The sequence below is a fragment of the Streptococcus parasanguinis genome, assembly GCF_001074805.1.
GTDB lineage: Bacteria > Bacillota > Bacilli > Lactobacillales > Streptococcaceae > Streptococcus > Streptococcus parasanguinis_A.
This window is the reverse complement of the sequence record NZ_JUPI01000109.1, coordinates 1-16,617: the sequence shown is the minus strand read 5'-3', so window position 1 is coordinate 16,617 and position 16,617 is coordinate 1. Positions and strand designations below refer to the sequence as shown.

At 41.9% G+C, this 16,617-nt stretch carries 18 protein-coding genes and 1 tRNA gene; 7 read left to right on the top strand and 12 right to left on the bottom strand.

Going from position 1 to position 16,617, the window contains the following annotated elements:
* Positions 1 to 111: 111 nt before the first annotated feature.
* The 5 genes from mutY to ADI76_RS07300 form a co-directional block, all read right to left on the bottom strand.
* Positions 112 to 1,266 (bottom strand): A/G-specific adenine glycosylase, encoded by a 1,155-nt coding sequence (mutY, locus tag ADI76_RS07320; RefSeq protein ID WP_049515440.1) that lies wholly within the window; start codon positions 1,264 to 1,266, stop codon positions 112 to 114.
* Positions 1,267 to 1,358: 92 nt separating this feature from the next.
* Positions 1,359 to 2,333: a phosphate acetyltransferase gene (pta, locus tag ADI76_RS07315; protein WP_049515438.1), complete on the bottom strand. Its 975-nt coding sequence runs from the start codon at positions 2,331 to 2,333 to the stop codon at positions 1,359 to 1,361.
* Positions 2,334 to 2,354: 21 nt separating this feature from the next.
* On the bottom strand, positions 2,355 to 3,248 hold the full coding sequence (locus ADI76_RS07310) for an RluA family pseudouridine synthase (protein ID WP_049490896.1): 894 nt from the start codon (positions 3,246 to 3,248) through the stop codon (positions 2,355 to 2,357).
* The gene (locus ADI76_RS07305) at positions 3,245 to 4,063 is read right to left on the bottom strand and encodes an NAD kinase (RefSeq protein ID WP_342666490.1); all 819 of its coding nucleotides are present in this window, start codon (positions 4,061 to 4,063) and stop codon (positions 3,245 to 3,247) included. Before ADI76_RS07305 ends, ADI76_RS07310 begins: the two co-directional genes overlap by 4 nt.
* Positions 4,047 to 4,718, bottom strand: coding sequence for a GTP pyrophosphokinase (locus ADI76_RS07300; RefSeq protein WP_023918039.1), 672 nt, complete (start codon positions 4,716 to 4,718; stop codon positions 4,047 to 4,049). The genes ADI76_RS07305 and ADI76_RS07300 overlap by 17 nt, the downstream gene beginning before the upstream one ends.
* Positions 4,719 to 4,813: 95 nt before the next feature.
* On the opposite strand from ADI76_RS07300, the gene ADI76_RS07295 reads away from it, so the two are divergent.
* The 6 genes from ADI76_RS07295 (at position 4,814) to ADI76_RS07270 (ending at position 8,873) form a co-directional block, all read left to right on the top strand.
* A complete protein-coding gene (locus ADI76_RS07295) occupies positions 4,814 to 5,371 on the top strand; it encodes a CYTH domain-containing protein (RefSeq protein ID WP_049515433.1) in 558 nt (185 codons plus the stop codon).
* 72 nt (positions 5,372 to 5,443) lie between these two features.
* Positions 5,444 to 6,400, top strand: coding sequence for a ribose-phosphate diphosphokinase (locus ADI76_RS07290; protein ID WP_003007186.1), 957 nt, complete (start codon positions 5,444 to 5,446; stop codon positions 6,398 to 6,400).
* A 9-nt stretch (positions 6,401 to 6,409) separates the two neighbouring features.
* On the top strand, positions 6,410 to 7,522 hold the full coding sequence (locus tag ADI76_RS07285; RefSeq protein WP_049515431.1) for a cysteine desulfurase family protein: 1,113 nt from the start codon (positions 6,410 to 6,412) through the stop codon (positions 7,520 to 7,522).
* Positions 7,523 to 7,531: 9 nt separating this feature from the next.
* On the top strand, positions 7,532 to 7,879 hold the full coding sequence (locus tag ADI76_RS07280; RefSeq protein WP_009730974.1) for a DUF1831 domain-containing protein: 348 nt from the start codon (positions 7,532 to 7,534) through the stop codon (positions 7,877 to 7,879).
* Position 7,880: 1 nt separating this feature from the next.
* Positions 7,881 to 8,096, top strand: coding sequence for a DUF4649 family protein (locus ADI76_RS07275; protein ID WP_049490891.1), 216 nt, complete (start codon positions 7,881 to 7,883; stop codon positions 8,094 to 8,096).
* Positions 8,097 to 8,225: 129 nt separating this feature from the next.
* Positions 8,226 to 8,873 carry a redox-sensing transcriptional repressor Rex gene (locus tag ADI76_RS07270; protein WP_049515428.1) on the top strand — a complete coding sequence of 216 codons (648 nt, stop codon included), beginning with the start codon at positions 8,226 to 8,228 and terminating at the stop codon, positions 8,871 to 8,873.
* Positions 8,874 to 8,925: 52 nt separating this feature from the next.
* Here the strand turns inward: ADI76_RS07270 and radC are convergent, their stop codons facing one another.
* The 4 genes from radC to gyrA all read right to left on the bottom strand — a co-directional run bounded on the left by radC (position 8,926) and on the right by gyrA (position 13,338).
* Complete coding sequence (radC, locus tag ADI76_RS07265) at positions 8,926 to 9,609, bottom strand: RadC family protein (RefSeq protein ID WP_049515426.1); 684 nt, start codon at positions 9,607 to 9,609, stop codon at positions 8,926 to 8,928.
* Positions 9,610 to 9,663: 54 nt separating this feature from the next.
* The gene (locus ADI76_RS07260; protein WP_023918028.1) at positions 9,664 to 9,942 is read right to left on the bottom strand and encodes a hypothetical protein; all 279 of its coding nucleotides are present in this window, start codon (positions 9,940 to 9,942) and stop codon (positions 9,664 to 9,666) included.
* A 182-nt stretch (positions 9,943 to 10,124) separates the two neighbouring features.
* Positions 10,125 to 10,868 (bottom strand): class A sortase, encoded by a 744-nt coding sequence (locus ADI76_RS07255; RefSeq protein WP_049515423.1) that lies wholly within the window; start codon positions 10,866 to 10,868, stop codon positions 10,125 to 10,127.
* Between the two features lie 13 nt (positions 10,869 to 10,881).
* Complete coding sequence (gene gyrA, locus ADI76_RS07250; protein ID WP_049515421.1) at positions 10,882 to 13,338, bottom strand: DNA gyrase subunit A; 2,457 nt, start codon at positions 13,336 to 13,338, stop codon at positions 10,882 to 10,884.
* A 198-nt stretch (positions 13,339 to 13,536) separates the two neighbouring features.
* Here gyrA and ADI76_RS07245 point away from each other — a divergent pair, with 198 nt between their 5' ends.
* Positions 13,537 to 14,523: an L-lactate dehydrogenase gene (locus ADI76_RS07245; protein ID WP_021153137.1), complete on the top strand. Its 987-nt coding sequence runs from the start codon at positions 13,537 to 13,539 to the stop codon at positions 14,521 to 14,523.
* A gap of 44 nt (positions 14,524 to 14,567) precedes the next feature.
* Here ADI76_RS07245 and ADI76_RS07240 read toward each other — a convergent pair whose 3' ends face one another.
* The 3 genes from ADI76_RS07240 to rpsA all read right to left on the bottom strand — a co-directional run bounded on the left by ADI76_RS07240 (position 14,568) and on the right by rpsA (position 16,388).
* A complete protein-coding gene (locus ADI76_RS07240) occupies positions 14,568 to 14,984 on the bottom strand; it encodes an NUDIX hydrolase (protein ID WP_045759394.1) in 417 nt (138 codons plus the stop codon).
* Between the two features lie 56 nt (positions 14,985 to 15,040).
* Positions 15,041 to 15,112: transfer RNA gene (locus ADI76_RS07235), tRNA-Arg, on the bottom strand.
* Positions 15,113 to 15,188: 76 nt separating this feature from the next.
* Positions 15,189 to 16,388, bottom strand: coding sequence for a 30S ribosomal protein S1 (rpsA, locus tag ADI76_RS07230; RefSeq protein ID WP_003003421.1), 1,200 nt, complete (start codon positions 16,386 to 16,388; stop codon positions 15,189 to 15,191).
* Between the last annotated feature and the right edge of the window lie 229 nt (positions 16,389 to 16,617).

Here is a 16,617-nt window from a genome sequence, read left to right as displayed (position 1 = left end):
TTGAGTGGGCTCTACTACGCTGATTTCATCAGCTTTTACAGCCCTACTCAACTGTGCGGAGGTAGGACGACGAAATCGAATTCTAACGAATTACCGATTTCTGTCCCACTCTCATTTTTCGTTTTCCGTAAACGTCGTCCAGATCTTTTGCTGGGGTTTGGCAAAAGGATAATCTGAAAATTCCTCAGATCTTAACCAAACAGTCGATTCACTTGATTCTTGCTCTCCTTCTTTTACCAGACCGTAACGAAGTTGAACATGCCACTTGCGATGTGAAAAGACATGCTGGACGATAGGATAAGATCGGTCCTGCCAATCAATGGCCAAGTCATAGTCCTGTTCAAAGGAAAGAATTTCTGGGTTGTCTACTGCCTGCCCCTGCCCATCCAGTAGAGACAATTGGCCCAGGTTCTCAGATAGACTATCCACTTCAATCAAGGGAAAATGCCAGAAGCCAGACAAGAGTCCTTCTCGCTCATTTTTCTCCAGCAAGTAGCGCCCTTGACTATCCTTTATAATAAAGGCTGTTAAATAAACGGGTACTGGTTTCTTCTTTGGAGCCTTGATGGGATAGCGATCCATGGTTCCATGTTGGTAGGCCGCGCTAAACTCCTTGACAGGACTCTCTTCTGGACGTGGATTGACTGGTGATTCGATATCTGAGCCCAAATCCATCAAAGCCTGATTAAAATCACCAGGACGGGCCGGATCAATCAAGATTTCCATCATGGCCTGAAAAATCTTGCGATTAGTCGGGACTCCAATATCGTAGTCCACCTCAAACAAGCGAGCCAGTACTCTCATGACATTACCATCCACAGCGGGCTCCGGCAGGCCAAAGGCAATACTAGCAATTGCCCCTGAAGTATAAGGCCCAATCCCCTTCAGTTTAGATATTTCCTCATAGCTTGATGGAAACACTCCTCCATGGTTCTCCATAATCTGCTGGGCAGCTTTCTGCATGTTACGAACCCGTGAGTAATAGCCCAATCCCTCCCAGGCTTTCAAGAGCTTTTCTTCTTGCGCATTGGCCAGATCCTCGATAGTCGGAAACCAGTCAAGAAAGCGCTCATAATAGGGAATCACCGTATCGACACGTGTCTGCTGTAGCATAATCTCTGAGATCCAAATTTTATAAGGATCCTGGGTTCTTCTCCAGGGGAGAGCTCGTTTATTGGCATCATACCAGGCTAATAACTTTTCTCGGAAGGAAGCAATTTTTTCCTCCTCCCACATGATAATCCCGTAATCTTTTAAATCTAACATATTCCTAGTATACCATAGAACGGCTTAGAGTTTAGAAATTCTGATTTTATAAAGAAAAAGGCTCAAGATCATCCTGAGCCTTTCAATCATTCTTATTGTTCTACTGCTTGTGCCGCTGTAATCAAGGTCAATTTGTACACGTCATCTGAATTACATCCACGAGAGAGATCGTTCACTGGTTTGTTCAACCCTTGCAAGACAGGACCTACCGCTGCAAAGCCACCCAAACGTTCAGCCATCTTGTATCCAATGTTACCTGCCTCAATACCAGGGAAGATAAAGACATTAGCTTGTCCTGCCACCTTGCTTCCTGGAGCCTTCAAGGCTGCAGTTGCTGGGACAAAGGCTGCGTCAAATTGCAATTCCCCATCAATTTCAAGGTCTGGACGAAGTTCATGAGCAAGCTTAGTCGCTTCAACGACCTTATCAACACTTTCACCAAAACCAGAACCTTTTGTAGAATAGCTTAACATAGCGATTTTGGGATCGATACCAAACATTTTTGCTGTAATGGCAGAGTTAATGGCAATTTCAGCCAAGCCTTCAGCATCTGGATTAATGTTGATGGCACAATCCCCGAACAAGTAGCGTTCGGATCCACGTACCATAAGGAAGGCACCAGATGTCCGTTTGACATTTGGACGAGTTTTGATAATTTGAAGAGCTGGACGAACAGTTGCAGCTGTTGAGTGAATCGCACCAGATACCATTCCATCAACGATTCCCATGTGTACCAACATGACACCAAAATAGTTAACGTCGTCTTTCAAGACTTGACGCGCTTCTTCTTCAGTCATTTTGCCCTTACGACGTTCTACCAAGGAAGCTACCATCTCTTCAAAACCTGGATAAGAATGAGGATCGATGACTTCATATCCATTCAAAACCCCTTCGATTTCAAGATAAATCCGAATTTTATCTGGATTACCAAGCAAGACAGGGGTTACTTCTGTCTCGTTCACAATGCGTTTTGTCGCTTGGAGGATACGAGGTTCTTCACCTTCTGGTAATACAATACGTGCATTCTTACTAACGAGGTTGGCTTTGAGATTTTCGAAAACTTCCATGAGTTTTACTCCTTTTAATAATTAATAACTAGTTTGAAGCTGTGTTAATACAGCTTGGAAATCTGGAGGCAGTGGACTTTCTATGACCAATTCTTCCTCTAGAAATGGATGATAATAGGATAGACGATGACAATGAAGGGCTTGGCGCTCAATGCCGTCTTCTAAACTTCCGCCATAGAGATCATCTCCCAAGAGCGGAAAACCAATATGGGAAAAATGAACGCGGATCTGGTGGGTTCGACCTGTGTGTAACTGAATATCCACTAGGTGAATATCACCAAAAGATTGAACAACCTGGTAGCTTGTATGAGCATACTTGCCACCTTTAGCTACCTTTCGGGTGATAATTGAATCTTCATCACGCGCAATCGGAGCAATAATCTCTCCGACAGGATCAAGCTTCCCAGATCCCTTGACCAAGGCATAATAGCGTTTCTGAATCGTTTTAGACTGCAATTGCTTATCCAAGCGAGCATGGGCATAGCCATGTTTGGCAAAGAGCATAACGCCACTTGTATCCTTGTCCAAACGAGTAACAATGTGAACCTGCTGGTTCTCGTAGCCCTGCTTCACATAGTAGCCCTTTACAAAATTTGCTAAGGTATTGGAATGAATCGCACTTGGAATCGATGCGATCCCAAAGGGTTTGTTTAAGACCAAAAAATGATCATCTTCAAACAAAATATCCAAAGGCCGATCCATGGGTTTTAGAGTTTCGAACCCTTCTTCTGCTGGAATATCAATGACCAAGCGATCCCCAATATCCAACAAATAAATCGCATTCTCCGGACGTCCATTGACAAGGATCTTGCCACCACGAAACTTAATCTTTGCTAAGAGGCCCTTAGAAACCTCGTGCTTTTTCAGAAAGGTCTTAACCTTGACATGCTCATCGACAATGAATTCAAATCTCATTCTCTATCATCTCCGATAAAGGCATCCTTGACCCGATTCCAGAAGCTGGTGTGACTGGAACTTGCCACAAAATTAATCTTATGGTTGTCAATCTGATATTCTACCTTTGCAATATTGCGGTAAGAATAGGTTGAATTATCAACAGAGATAATGTGGAAGCCAGGTCTCGTCGGTGTAATCTCAATCTTATCCTTTTTAGGGACAATAACAGAAGAACCCAAGGTACGATAAACACGGTTGTTGAGACTGGCGATCTCAGCGATCTGTAGCGCCTCAATAGTCGGGTGAAGGACTGCTCCTCCTAAGGATTTGTTGTAAGCCGTACTTCCTGTCGGAGTCGAAACGGTAATCCCGTCTCCTCTGAAGCGCTCAAAATCCACTCCATTAATCGTGAGATCGGCAACCATGGTCCGGTCGCTTCTCTTAATCGTCGCTTCGTTCAAAGCTCTCATGGTACGGGTTTCCCCATTGTCGAAAGTAATCTTGACATTCAAAATAGGGTAAGAAACCTTAGCTCCTGTATCATATTTTAAATTCTCAACCAGCTTATCGATTTCACTTTCTAAGTAATCCGTATAGAATCCTAAGTGTCCGGTATGGACGCCAACAAATCGCACCCGATCCAACTGGTGTTCATACTTGTGAAAGGCCGATAGCAACATCCCATCGCCACCAATTGAAATCACAATATCCGGGTGCTTCTCCGTCAAAATAAAATTATTTTTCCGAAGCTTATAGCGCAATTGCTGAAAAACCTCTTCACTTTGACGCTTGCGATTGCGAATAATGGATACTTTTTTACCTGTAGTCTTCATCTGTGTCATCACTATTTCCAACGCCATCATTTAACTTACGATGAAGTGGATCAAACAGGGCTTGAGCCTCCTGAATCGCATCCCGAATTGCCCCCATCTCTTCATCCAAGAGATAGGCCAGGTTTGCTGTCGTCTCTAAGCGTTTTTTGATCTCGTCTGGAAAGTCTCCTTTATATTTATAATTGAGCGAGTGTTCAATGGTTGCCCAAAAATTCATGGACAAGGTCCGAATTTGAATCTCTGCTAAGATCGTTTCATTTCCATCAATAGTATCGACCGGATACTCGACCACGACGTGGTAACTCCGGTAGCCACTTGATTTCTTGTGGCGGATGTAGTCTCGCTCTTGGACCACGCGCATATCCTGCCGTTGTCTCAGAACCTCTAGGATTTCTTCGACGTCATCTACGAACTGGACCATGATACGAAGACCAGCAATATCTTGCATATCCTGAGCCAAATTTTCTTCAGAAATATTTCTTCGGATCATCTTTTCGCGGATACTCTCAATCGGCTTAACACGACCTGTGACAAACTCGATTGGAGAATGCTTTTGTTGCTTACGATATTGCTTACGAATCCCACGCAGTTTGATTTTTAATTCCCCAACTGCTTGGATATACGGATCTAAGAAGTTTTCCCAATCAATTGCCATCCTACCACCTTGTAATCTGAACCATTTTTGTATACAATAAACACATCTCTTATTATATCATGAATCGCTTTCGAAAAAAAGCAAAGGACTACAAAATGAACCATTTAGAAATTGAATACAAAACCTTGCTAGACAAGGAGGAATACCAATCCCTCCTTCCACTTTTTGATGATACAGAATTGGTTGTCCAAACCAATCACTATATCGATACCCCCGACCAGCTCATGCGTAAGGAAAAAATGGCCTTGCGGGTGCGTACTTTCACAGATCAAGCTGAGTTGACTCTCAAAGTTCCTGAGGCAGTTGGCCATTTCGAGTACAATCAAAACCTCAGCCCAGAAGAAACCGAGGCGATCCTTCAACACCAACAGTTTCCTGACGGAGAAATCAAAAACCTCTTAATCTCTAAAGAAATCTCTGTTGAGCAACTCGCTGTCTGGGGAAGCCTTACAACAGAACGATTCGAAAAAGAAACAGCTGCAGGATTGGTGGCACTAGACCACAGTCTCTATCTAGACACTGAAGATTATGAATTAGAAATCGAGGTCGAAACCGCTGAGCAGGAAGAAAATTTCCATCAGTTCATCAAAGAGCATGGAATCGTCTACAAAGCTGCAAAAAATAAAATCGCAAGATTGGCGGAAAGATTGTAAAATAGCTGAAATTATCGCAAATTTTTGCTAAAATAGTGCTAAGATCAAAAATCTAAATGAGGTTGGAATCACATGTCAGATAAAAAAAATATGAAGCTCTTCTCTCTCAATTCAAATCCAGAGATTGCGCAAAAAATCGCGGATCATGCTGGGGTTCCACTTGGGAAAATTTCATCCCGTCAATTCTCAGATGGTGAAATCCAAGTCAATATTGAGGAAAGTGTTCGTGGATATGATATTTATATCATTCAATCAACCAGTTTCCCTGTCAACAATCACTTGATGGAACTGTTAATTATGGTAGATGCTTGCCAACGGGCCAGCGCAAATACTGTCAATGTGGTCATGCCTTACTTCGGTTATGCTCGCCAAGACCGGACTGCTGCTCCTCGTGAACCAATCACTGCTAAACTCGTCGCAAACATGTTGGTCAAAGCTGGGGTGGATCGTGTCGTCACACTGGATCTCCATGCAGTGCAGGTTCAAGGTTTCTTCGATATTGCCGTGGATAACCTCTTTACCATTCCACTTTTTGCAGAGCACTACATCAACAAAGGTCTAACTGGTCCTGATGTCGTCGTCGTCAGTCCTAAAAATTCAGGTGTCAAACGGGCTCGTAGTTTAGCTGAATATCTTGATGCACCGATTGCGATCATTGATTACGAGCAAGATGATGCAAACCGTGATTATGGCTATATTATCGGGGATGTCAAAGATAAGAAAGCGATCTTGATTGACGATATCCTCAATACTGGTAAGACATTCTCAGAAGCTGCGAAAATCGTCGAACGCGAAGGTGCTACTGAAATTTATGCTGTATCAAGCCATGGTTTATTTGTAAAAGGAGCTGTTGAATTATTAGACCAAGCTCCGATCAAAGAAATCTTAGTAACCGATTCTGTTGCTCCAAATGGACCAACACCAAAAAATATTAACTATCTGACAGCTAGCGAACTGATCGCTGAAGCTATTGTTCGCATTCAAGAAAGAAAACCTGTTAGTCCTCTATTTGCCTACCATAAGAAATAAGGTCTTAATGTGATATATTTTGATAATGCCGCAACAACTCCCCTTCTACCTGAAGTCATTGATAAAATGTCTGAAACTATGAAGACCACTTTTGGAAATCCATCGAGCCTTCATGCTCATGGACGGATGGCTAGTAAACTTCTCCGAGAATCTCGCGAGCAAATTGCTCAGTCTCTCCATACTCTTCCAAATCGTATTTTCTTCACTTCAGGTGGATCAGAAAGTAATAATACCGTTATAAAAGGCTACTGCTTGAAACACCAAGCAGATGGCAAACACATCATTACGACCGCTTTGGAACACCATGCGGTTCTTGAACCCATCGAATATCTTGTAGAACGTTTCGGATTTGAAGTTACGATCGTCCAACCAAGAGATGGACGCATTAAGGCTAGTGATATCAAGGCGGCTCTTAGACCGGATACCATTCTTGTCTCTACCATGTTTGCCAATAACGAGACAGGCGATCTTCTTCCGATTAAAGAAATCGGAGAACTCTTAAAAGATCATCCAGCTGCCTTTCACGTTGATGCTGTCCAAGCAATCGGAAAGGTCCCTGTCTATCCTGAAGAGTTGGGAATTGATTTTCTCAGTGCTTCTGCCCACAAATTCCATGGACCAAAGGGCGTCGGTTTCCTTTATGCAACCTCCCCAGATTTTGATAATCTTTTACATGGTGGGGATCAGGAAAGTAAGATGAGAGCCAGTACGGAAAATCTCATTTCTATTGTCGGGATGGCAACCGCGCTTCAGCAAGCTACACTTCATCAAGAAGAAAATTTCCACCAGGTTCAAAAACTCGGCCAAGAGCTAGTCAATGGTTTAGCAGCCTACGACTACTACGTAAATGCGAATGAGGATCATCTTCCATTTGTTTGGAACCTTGGCTTTCCGGGTGTCCAAAATGACGTTTTACTGATGCGACTCGATCTTGCTGGAATTTCTGTCTCTACAGGTTCTGCTTGTACCGCTGGTACAGTTCAACCCAGCCATGTCCTTGAGGCGCTCTATGGAAAAGATAGCTCACGCCTAAAAGAATCCCTTCGAATTAGTTTTTCAGAACTCAATAGCGTAGAGGAGGTTCAAGACTTCCTCTCAAAACTTAAAGAAATTTTATCATAGGAGAACAATATGGCTTTTGAAACAAGTGTTTCATTGAAAGACTGCAAATATACCTATAGTCTACACCCAAATGTAAAAAAATATACCTTACGTGACAATACATTCGCTGTTACAAAAGTTGGAAATTACGAGTTAAATCGTTTGCTCGAAGCCGTTCCAAATAGCGGCGAAGGCTTCCTACTTAAAATCATTTTCAATAAAGATTTGACAGGTTTTAAGATCAATATTACAGACAAGTCTGGGCTTCGCCTGGTTAATATCTTTAAAAATCCAGAAAATGACATTATCCAACAAAAATTCTATTTCTTAATGGATAGTCTTGTCGAAAGAGAAATTTTCAACAAAACAGAGGCCTAATATGGTAACCCTAACTTATATCGATGCTTACCAAGTAGAACGAACGACTACTTATCCTGACCTTGCAGCCTGTATCCTAGCTTTTTCAGGCTGTGTAACCTTGCCTGACTCTTACTCAATCGTATCCATTGAATACAAGGGGGAAAAGCTCCCCTATACAGGACGAGTCGATGGACTTTATGCTTTTTTGAAAAAGGTAGAACAAGCTGAAAACTAAGCTGATGCTGATGGAACTCTCCATCGCCATCAGCTTTTTCTTTAGACAAAAATATTTTTTAAAAACCGCTCTAGATAGTTGATTTTTTCACAATCTTCCTATACAATAAGAGGGAAAGGTTGTGATATTGTGAAACATGATAAAAATACTCCAATTCCACGCGCAACAGCAAAGCGCTTATCGCTCTACTACCGAATTTTTAAACGCTTTAACTCTGAAAAAATAGAGCGCGCAAATTCCAAGCAAATTGCTGATGCAATTGGGATTGACTCTGCTACTGTTCGCCGAGATTTTTCTTATTTTGGTGAATTAGGAAGACGGGGATTTGGTTATGACGTAAATAAACTGATGAACTTCTTTGCCGATCTGTTAAATGACAATGCTATTACCAATGTCGCTATTGTGGGGATCGGAAATATGGGAAGTGCGCTTCTCAACTATCGCTTCCATGAACGCAATAAGATGAAAATTGTCATGGCGTTTGATCTAGACGATCATGAGCTGATCAATACCAAAAGTAAGGACGGAATTCCCATTTACGGTATTTCCACCATCAAAGAAAAGCTCAAACAAGAAGGCATTCAAACAGCCATCCTAACTGTTCCAAGCGTCAAAGCTCAAGAAGTGGCTAGCCTTTTGGTAGACGCTGGTGTCAAGGGAATTCTCAGTTTCTCACCAGTGCATCTGACAGTCCCTAAAGATGTCGTCGTCCAATATGTCGATCTCACCAGTGAATTGCAAACACTCCTTTATTTTATGCGTAAAAACGAAGAATAAAGACTTATACTGCAACAACAAAAAGGTTGGAACAAGAAGGTTCCAACCTTTTTTATGCCAAATAATCCGTTTCTTCACGGTAACTATAGTAGTTTTCTTCGGATACAATCAAATGATCCAATAGGGTTAACCCCATTACTTCACAGGCCTCTAAGACGCGATGAGTGACTTCATCATCATTTTTACTAGGGAACACGGCACCAGATGGATGATTGTGAGCCAAGATAATGGAGGTTGCCATGTGCTTCAGTGCATAATGCAGGATTTCACGCGGCTCCGCGATACTTCGATTCACTGTTCCAATAAATATCGTCTGTTGATGAATAATTTCATTTTGGGTATTCAAATAAAGGGCAACTAGGTGCTCCTGCTTTTTATGGCCAATTTCCTGCTGAATTTTATGGGCCAATTTCTGACTACTCATGATTTGTTCGGAACTCATTAGTTCATCTTTATGAATCCTTCGTCCAAACTCAATAACCGCCTGAAGTTCGATGGCCTTCACTCGCCCAATGCCAGAGATTTCCTGTAGCTCCTCTAGGGTTAATTGCCCTAACTCCTTTAAACTATTTACCGAGCTCAAAAGACCTTGTGCAATCTCATAAACGCTTTTTTGCTTATTGCCTGTCCGTAAGAGAATGGATAACAATTCCTGATGACTTAGCTTATCCACCCCTTCAGAAACCAAGCGCTCCCTAGGAAGCAAAGATGGTTCAATAAATGATATGTCGTACATAATTTCCTCCTCACTTATTAATTCGTAATAAATTGAGAAAATAACGACCTTTCATTATTTACAGGCGATTTCTTGCTTCAAATCATCTAATACTAAGACTTCATCTTTATTAAAGCGGATCTGATAACCTGTTTGAACTTGTTCAAGCTCCTTTAAAAACTGTTGAATTTCACAGCGGATCAAGTACTCCTGACTCTGAGGAATGGCTTCTAAGGTTTGGTAGACTTGCTCTACTTCGTAGATTCCTTTCGTAATTAATCCATTTCGTGGAAAATCATTTATTAAGAGATTATAGAAATGATGCAAGAGATGATAAATTCGCTCTTTCGTCACTATTCTACCTCCTTATCATACTCTTTCTCCTCTTATTATATACCGATTTTCCCTCAATATTATGACAAATTCCTTACATTATATTACCAATCGCTTACAATTTTACAAGAATCCTTTAGTTATTTCACTCCACACTACAAAGAAAAAAGCCCAGGCCTCTCTCGGCCTCGGGCTTTAGTTTCTTAGAGTTGCATTTGATTATAAGACTTGCTAAATGAATCCAGGATGTCCTTTGGAGCCTTGTCATAGTCAACAGAGGTTTCCAAGTTTCCTTTTACAATCGTCCGGTAAGTCGCTGCAGCATCCTCACAGGTTACCAAGGTGATTTCATTGACACCTTCACGATCTTGAATGACATCTACACGGTCTGGAGTCACTGTCTCAACAGACGAGATGACATAAGTATAGATTTTTTCTTTGTCCGTGATGTGAATCTTCATACCAGCCTTGGCTTTCTCTAATGGTGAGAACAGCATGGCATTTGCTCCAGTAAGGCCAAATACGTGGTGACTAGCAAGAGAATAATTGCCTTGTCCCATGACTTGGTTTTCCTTCATAGTCCCTGCTCCATAGTAAAGGGCTACGTTTTCGAGTCCTTTAAAAATTGGAAGGTTCATGTTCAATTCAGGAATCGAAATTCCCCCAATTACAGGAAGTTTTTGAGCCTGCCATTGGGCATTGATCACGGCCTCTGTCGAGAGTGACTGGACATGTTGGAAATCAAAGCTCGTCTTCACTTCTTTGTTTTTATCAATAGTCTTTTTATCGACCTTGCTAACCTGGTATTGGTTGGTATGCCAAACCATGATCATATTGCGGATCGGAGCATTGAAAATTAAGAGAAGCGAGAGAATAATCAAAAGTGTTGCAACGATGTTGATAAGAGTATTACGTAAACTCTTTTTCTTTTTTCTTTTGCGTGACATGCTGTCCCCTTATCTATTCGTTTTCTTCCACTACTTCTTCATCTTTTTCATCAGCTTGTACAGTTGTAAAGGTCATAATTTTCGCATCCTGATCCAGTCTCATGACTTTCACACCCTGAGTCGAACGACCCGTTTGAGAAATGTTAGCCACACCTGTCCGGATCATAACTCCGGTATCGGTAATGATCATCAGATCTTCATCCCCTTTAACGGTTAAAAGACCAGCTAACGGACCATTTTTCTCTGTAATATTGGCTGTTTTGATTCCTTTACCACCACGGCCCTTGGTTGGGTATTCGCCAGCCATTGTCCGCTTACCATACCCTTTTTCAGTAATGACCAATACTTCGTCCTCGTCGGTGATAACACTTGCCCCAACAACCTTGTCTCCATCACGGAGATTCACACCACGTACACCTGTAGCAGAACGTCCCATATTCCGAACTACTGCCTCATTAAAGCGGACTGAATATCCATATTTGGTACCAATAATGACATCAGTATTGCCATCTGTAAGGAAGACATTGATCAATTCATCCTCATCACGTAGGTTCAGAGCTTTCAGACCGTTCTGACGGATATTTGAAAATTCTGCTACGTTAGTGCGCTTAACTACACCTTGTCGCGTCGTAAAGAAGAGATAAGCCTCATCACTGCGATCTTGCTCCACATTGATAATGGTTTGAATCGATTCACCTTCGTCCAATTTTAGGAGGTTAACAATCGGCAATCCTTTAGCTGTCCGGCCATATTCGGGAATCTCATAACCTTTCAAACGATAAACCCGCCCCTTATTCGTAAAGAAGAGCAAATGATCATGGGTGCTCGTAGATACGAGTTCGCGAACAAAGTCATCGTCTTTCACACCGGTTCCTTGGACACCACGTCCACCACGTTTTTGTGCAGTAAATTCAGCTTGGTCCAAGCGTTTGATGTATCCTTTATTAGAAAGGGTGATTAAGACATCTGTTTCTTCAATCAAGTCCTCATCTTCAAGAGAAAGAACTTCCCCTACCATCAACTCAGTTCGACGAGCATCGCCAAACTTGCGTTTGACTTCTTCTAATTCTTCCTTGATGATAGTCGCCACACGCTCTGGTTTAGCCAAAATATCAGCCAAATCAGCAATCAAGGCAACCAAGTCGTCATATTCACTCTGGATCTTGTCTCGTTCCAAACCGGTCAAACGACGAAGACGCATGTCCAAAATGGCTTGACTTTGACGTTCAGAGAGCTTGAACTTCGACATCAACTCAGCTTGTGCTTCAGCGTCTGTCTGGCTATTGCGGATGATTCGGATTACTTCATCAATGTGATCCAAAGCAATAAGCAAGCCTTCTAAAATATGGGCACGAGCTTCAGCTTTTTCTTTATCAAAGATAGTCCGGCGAGTCACCACTTCTGTTTGGTGCTCGATATACGCAGCTAAAATTTGACGAAGAGAAAGGATCTTTGGAACACCGTTTTGAATCGCCAACATATTGAAGCCAAAGTTGGTTTGCATTTGCGTCATCTTAAAGAGGTTGTTCAAAATGACATTGGCCGAAGCATCCCTACGGACCTCGATCACAAATCGAACCCCTTCACGGTTAGACTCATCACGTACAGCTGTAATCCCTTCGATCCGTTTTTCTTGCACCAAGCGAACGATATGTTCGTGAACCTTGGTTTTGTTGACCATATAAGGGAACTCGGTAACGACAATCCGTTCACGACCACTTTTAGTCACTTCAATCTCTGTACGAGAGCGAAGAACGATCGAGCCTTTTCCTGTTTCATAGGCTTTGTGGATACCCGATTTCCCCATAACCAAAGCCCCTGTCGGAAAATCTGGACCAGGAAGAACTTCCATAAGTTCACGGGTCGTTACCTCAGGATTATCCATCATCAGTTTCACTGCGTCAATGGTTTCTCCCAAATTGTGAGGAGGAATATTGGTAGCCATCCCAACGGCAATCCCAGTAGCACCATTAACCAGAAGGTTAGGGAAACGTGCAGGTAAGACCAAAGGTTCGCGTTCGCTGGCATCATAGTTATCTACGAAATCAACTGTATTTTTGTTGATATCCCGCAACATTTCAAGAGCGATCTTACTCATACGAGCTTCGGTATACCGTTGTGCAGCGGCGCCATCACCGTCCATAGAACCAAAGTTTCCATGACCGTCCACTAACATGTAACGATAACTCCACCATTGCGCCATCCGAACCATGGCTTCATAAATAGAGGAATCCCCGTGTGGGTGGTATTTACCCATAACATCCCCTGTAATACGGGCTGACTTCTTATGTGGTTTATCTGGTGTAACACCCAATTCATTCATTCCGTACAAAATACGACGGTGAACAGGTTTCAAACCATCACGAACATCAGGGAGGGCACGAGCAACGATAACACTCATGGCATAATCGATAAAACTCGTCTTCATTTCTGATGTTAAATTCACATCAATTAGATTCTTATCCTGCATTCAAAAAATGCCTCTCTTTACTTAATTCACCATACTATTATAACACATTTTAGCCTATTTTTCTTCTTAGGAACACAAACGTAAAAACGTTTACATCAAGGATTCATACTGTATCAGATGACAAAGACATTCAAAAGTGGTAGAATGAAGACGTATGAGAATCTATCTCAAAAAAAAATGAAGGAGACGTTTAGACTCATGGATTTGACTAAACAACACAAAAAAGTTATCCTTGTCGGTGACGGTGCCGTAGGTTCATCTTATGCATTTGCACTTGTCAACCAAGGAATTGCACAAGAGCTTGGAATTATCGAAATTCCTCAATTGCACGAAAAAGCTGTCGGAGATGCGCTTGACCTTAGCCACGCCCTTGCCTTCACTTCACCTAAGAAGATCTATGCGGCTGAGTACGCTGACTGTGCGGATGCTGACCTTGTTGTAATTACTGCAGGTGCTCCTCAAAAACCAGGTGAAACTCGCCTTGATCTTGTTGGTAAAAACCTTGCCATTAACAAATCAATCGTAACACAAGTTATTGAATCAGGATTTAACGGTATCTTCCTTGTAGCTGCTAACCCAGTTGACGTTTTGACATACTCTACATGGAAATTCTCAGGATTCCCTAAAGAACGCGTTATCGGTTCTGGTACTTCTCTTGACTCAGCTCGTTTCCGTCAAGCACTTGCTGAAAAATTGGACGTTGATGCTCGTTCAGTGCACGCCTACATCATGGGTGAACATGGAGACTCAGAATTCGCTGTATGGTCACACGCTAACATCGCTGGTGTAAACCTTGAAGAATTCCTTAAAGACACTCAAAACGTTCAAGAAACTGAATTGATCGAATTGTTCGAAGGTGTTCGTGATGCTGCTTACACCATCATCAACAAAAAAGGTGCTACATACTACGGTATCGCTGTTGCCCTTGCTCGTATCACTAAAGCAATCCTTGATGATGAAAATGCAGTACTTCCACTTTCTGTATTCCAAGAAGGTCAATATGGTGTTAGCAACGTCTTTATCGGTCAACCTGCCATCGTAGGTGCACACGGTATTGTACGTCCAGTGAACATCCCATTGAACGATGCAGAACAACAAAAAATGAAAGCTTCTGCTGATGAATTGCAAGCAATCATTGATGAAGCATGGAAAAACCCTGAATTCCAAGAAGCTTCTAAAAACTAAGAAAAAAACATCTCCTTATTAAAAGGGGATGTTTTTTAGCTGCTTTATTTGGATTTGTCAGCAAGGATTTCAAGCAAATAAGGCACAACGAGATTGCTCTCTATGTCTTTCAAAGAAGAAATCCATTTAAAGTCTGTATGCTCTTCTGGATCTAATATAAAATCACGCTCTTCCAAAATCTCGCCAGCATAAACTAGGCGTGTAAAGACAGTATCTTTGCTGGCATCAAATTGACTATCTTCGTGGATAATCTTATTAATCCGAAGCTTTTGATTAACCTCCTCAATAGCCTCACGTAGAGCAGCCTCTCTGGGCAATTCATTCTCTTCTACACTTCCACCTGGAATATCCCAATAAGATGGATAGACATTAGGGAGACCTCGCTTTATTTTCGAGCGTTTGATAAGCAGATACTTCCCGTCTTTCTCAATCAAGGTATGGGCGATTAATTTTACTGTCATTGCATGTTCCTCCAAGAAAGAGCAAAAAAGACTCCGAGGAGCCTCGTTATGAATCATCCACCCTGAGGGAATCGAACCCCCATCTCAAGAACCGGAATCTTACGTGATATCCATTACACTAAGGGTGGCAACTGTTATAGTATATCAAATTCTCGAGAATTTTACAAGTAAAAAAAGCTTACCGAGAGGTAAGCTTTTTGAATATTACAATTCGATATCGCCAAACAAGTCAGCCATTGAGAATCCAGTTTGAGTTTCTGGAAGATCAAAGTCGCGTTTTTCTTGTTTTGGACGACGTGGGCGAGATTGACGTTTTTCTTGTTTTTCGCCTTCTTCTTGAGCTGGACGTTCTTCAAGAGCTTTGATAGAAAGTGATACACGTTCATCTGCTGCATTTACTTCAAGAACTTTAACAGTTACTTCTTGTCCAACTTTAAGAACATCTTTTGGATTTTCAACACGTTTGTGTGAAATTTGTGAGATGTGTACAAGTCCGTCGATACCTGGCAATACTTCAACGAATGCACCGAAGTCAGTCAAACGTTTAACAGTTCCTTCGATAACATCACCAGCAGCCAATTTTTGTTCAACGCCATCCCAAGGTCCAGGTGTTGTAGCTTTCAATGAAAGTGATACACGACCTTCTTCTTCGTTCAAGTCAAGAACTTTCACTTGGATTTCTTCACCAACAGTTACAACTGATTTAGGTGATACGTTGCGTTCGTGTGACAATTCTGTCAAGTGAACCAATCCATCAACACCACCAAGGTCGATGAAGGCACCGAAGCTTGTGATACGTGCAACTTTACCAGTTACGACATCACCAACGTTCAATTTACCAAATACTTCTGCGCGTGCTGCAGCTGATTCAGCTTCAACAACTTCACGACGTGAAAGGATAAAGCGGTTTTCTTTTGGATCTACTTCTTTGATTTTAGCATCAAATTCTTGACCTACGAAACGTTCAGTGTTACGTACAAAACGAGTATCAAGCATTGAAGCTGGAATAAATCCACGAAGTCCTTCAAATTCTACTGAAAGTCCGCCTTTAACAGCGCGAGTTCCTTTAACAGTAACAACTTCTTCTTCACGTCCGACCAATTTGTCCCATGCTTTGCGAGCTTCCAAACGTTTTTTAGATACAAGGTAAGTTACTGTATCAGTATCTTTACCAACTACTTGACGAAGAACAAGCAATTCAAGTGTTTCACCTGGTTTTACCAAGTCGTTGATGTCAGCATCACGATCGTTTGTCAATTCGCGAAGAGTCAAGACACCTTCGACACCAGTTCCAGAGATTGCAACGTTAGCTTGGTTCGTGTCAACTGTCAATACTTCAGCAGTAACAACGTCACCTGGTTCAACTTGGCTAACACTGTTTAGCAAATCTTCAAATTCATTCATCTAAAAAATCCTCCAACAATCAAGTTTTCTAAAACTTGACATACTTATAATTATTTTTCCTAAGCAAGCACTCGCAATGAGATCAACTACAATCTTTAACGACTCATCCTATAAAGAAATAAAATACCTGGATAGATATTTTATCACTTATCTGATATTACCTAAGAACTGGGGTAGCTGGATTCGAACCAACGCATGAGGGAGTCAAAGTCCCTTGCCTTACCGCTTG

Bases quoted from the DNA above. Each gene is read 5' to 3' on its own strand.
- mutY (WP_049515440.1), bottom strand. From the start codon at position 1,266: ATGTTAGATTTAAAAGATTACGGGATTATCATGTGGGAGGAGGAAAAA.
- pta (WP_049515438.1), bottom strand. From the start codon at position 2,333: ATGGAAGTTTTCGAAAATCTCAAAGCCAACCTCGTTAGTAAGAATGCA.
- ADI76_RS07310 (WP_049490896.1), bottom strand. From the start codon at position 3,248: ATGAGATTTGAATTCATTGTCGATGAGCATGTCAAGGTTAAGACCTTT.
- ADI76_RS07305 (WP_342666490.1), bottom strand. From the start codon at position 4,063: ATGAAGACTACAGGTAAAAAAGTATCCATTATTCGCAATCGCAAGCGT.
- ADI76_RS07300 (WP_023918039.1), bottom strand. From the start codon at position 4,718: ATGGCAATTGATTGGGAAAACTTCTTAGATCCGTATATCCAAGCAGTT.
- ADI76_RS07295 (WP_049515433.1), top strand. From the start codon at position 4,814: ATGAACCATTTAGAAATTGAATACAAAACCTTGCTAGACAAGGAGGAA.
- ADI76_RS07290 (WP_003007186.1), top strand. From the start codon at position 5,444: ATGTCAGATAAAAAAAATATGAAGCTCTTCTCTCTCAATTCAAATCCA.
- ADI76_RS07280 (WP_009730974.1), top strand. From the start codon at position 7,532: ATGGCTTTTGAAACAAGTGTTTCATTGAAAGACTGCAAATATACCTAT.
- ADI76_RS07275 (WP_049490891.1), top strand. From the start codon at position 7,881: ATGGTAACCCTAACTTATATCGATGCTTACCAAGTAGAACGAACGACT.
- radC (WP_049515426.1), bottom strand. From the start codon at position 9,609: ATGTACGACATATCATTTATTGAACCATCTTTGCTTCCTAGGGAGCGC.
- ADI76_RS07255 (WP_049515423.1), bottom strand. From the start codon at position 10,868: ATGTCACGCAAAAGAAAAAAGAAAAAGAGTTTACGTAATACTCTTATC.
- gyrA (WP_049515421.1), bottom strand. From the start codon at position 13,338: ATGCAGGATAAGAATCTAATTGATGTGAATTTAACATCAGAAATGAAG.
- ADI76_RS07245 (WP_021153137.1), top strand. From the start codon at position 13,537: ATGGATTTGACTAAACAACACAAAAAAGTTATCCTTGTCGGTGACGGT.
- ADI76_RS07240 (WP_045759394.1), bottom strand. From the start codon at position 14,984: ATGACAGTAAAATTAATCGCCCATACCTTGATTGAGAAAGACGGGAAG.
- rpsA (WP_003003421.1), bottom strand. From the start codon at position 16,388: ATGAATGAATTTGAAGATTTGCTAAACAGTGTTAGCCAAGTTGAACCA.